Source organism: Frankia sp. CoWAU3, assembly GCF_977971855.1.
This window is the reverse complement of record NZ_CDWWXB010000160.1, coordinates 3,376-5,197: the sequence shown is the minus strand read 5'-3', so window position 1 is coordinate 5,197 and position 1,822 is coordinate 3,376. Positions and strand designations below refer to the sequence as shown.

Genomic DNA, 1,822 nt, shown 5'->3' with positions numbered 1-1,822 from the left:
GTGGGCACGCGCACCCTCACCGTAGGTTTTCACCGCCGAGTCGTGGGTCTTCTTCCAGGTGCGGATGGCCTGATCGTCGGAGCGGGTGATGGTGGACGGAACGTCGTCCCGCATCTCGTCGGCCTGCGCCTTCTTGTCGGTCTTGTCGGTCCGCGGATTCTTCCCGACCATGGCACCCCTCCTCCCGAGCGGATGCTCAGGTCCTTCCGAGCGGATGCTTATGGACCTTCCCTCGATGCCGGGACGTATTCCCGTCCCCGTTGCCGCCGGGCAGCTCGTGGCCCGTGGTGGATCTCTTGGCGCCTTGATGCGAAGAGTGAGGCATTGGATACCGTAGCGTGCCAATGTCTCGACCATGACGACCCGAAGGACGCCTCATGTCCCATGCCGCTGACCCGTTTCGTCGGCGTCGCCGTGAGCCCGGTCTGTCCCGGCGCGGAATTCTCGGTCTCGCCGGTGCCGGTCTGGGCGGAGGGGCGGAGACGCTGCTCGCCGCCGCGCCGAGCAGCGCGTCCGCTGGCCCGGCCGGGCCAGCGGACGCAGGGGCCCGACCCGGTGCGGAAGCGCGGGCCCTCTCGGCGCCGGGGACGCGTGTCGTGCTCGTGCCCCGGACCCTGGCTGCCGTGACGAGGGGAGTGGGGCCCGCGACGTCGGATTTCGACATCGGTTACGTGGCGGTCCGATGGACCCGTGACGGGAACGATCGCGCGGCGGATGGCCGGGCCGGTTCCGGTGGTGCCGGCACGGGGACCGCCGGGACCGCCGATGCCGGCGGTGCCGTTTCTCGGGGCGCCGAGATCCGGCTGCGCCAGCCGGGGGGTGGGTTCGACGCATGGCGGCCGCTGGCGGTCGGCTGTCCGGCGGAGCGGGACGATTCGCCGGCCGGGGGGAGGAGCGCCGCCGTGCTGGTCGCCGCGCACCGCGCGACCGGCTACGAACTGTGGTTGCCACCCGGCGCGACGTCCGTGACGTCCACCGCCCTGAACACGACGTCGGGGCCGTTGCAGCGGTTGACGGCCCCCATTGTGTCCGCCTATGCCGCCCTTTCCGCGATCTCGGCTTCCTGCGCCGCCTGGTCGCCGGGGCTCTTCGCCGCGCCCAGGTCGTCGCCGCAGCCCCGGGTCGCGACCGCGTCCGGGGTGTCGGCGGTCCCCGCCGCGCCGGTCGCCCCCGTCCGGCTGCCGGCGACGCTAGACCTGCGCTACCTGCCCCGGGCCGCGTGGGGCGCGGACGAGTCGCTACGGCTGTCCCCCTCGTCCGGCAGCGGTTGGAAACCGACGTACCACCCGGGCCAGGTTGTCACGGTTCATCACACGGTGACGCCCAACGACGATCCGAACCCCGCCGCCACCGTGCGGGCGATCTACCACTTCCACACGGTCGAGCGGGGATGGTCGGACATCGGGTACCACCTCCTCATCGACGAGGCGGGCACGCTCTACGAGGGCCGGTGGTCGGGAACGGACAGCGTTCCCGGCCACCGGGAGGACGGCTACGTGGTGACGGGTGCGCATGTGGCGGACTTCAACGCCGGCAACGTCGGCGTCGCGCTGCTCGGTGACCTGCGGACGCGCACCCCCACCGCCGCCGCCCGTCGCACGCTCGTCCTGGTGCTGCTCGCGTTGACCGGAGCGCATCATCTCGACCCGCTCGGCACCGTCCACTACGTCAATCCGGTGAGTGGCAGGCGTCGTACCGTCCCGGCCGTCAGCGGGCACCGCGACTGGATGGCCACCGAATGTCCGGGCGGCACGGCCTACACCGCCCTGGCAGGTGTGCGGACGGACGTCGCCCGGCAGCTGATGTGAGGCTCACCGGCTGG

General features: G+C 72.1%; 1 protein-coding gene. It reads left to right on the top strand.

The annotated features are described in order from the left end of the window. Positions 1 to 377: 377 nt before the first annotated feature. Positions 378 to 1,808, top strand: a complete 1,431-nt coding sequence (locus tag AC08ON_RS13650) for an N-acetylmuramoyl-L-alanine amidase (protein ID WP_476607864.1) — start codon at positions 378 to 380, stop codon at positions 1,806 to 1,808. Positions 1,809 to 1,822: the final 14 nt, after the last annotated feature.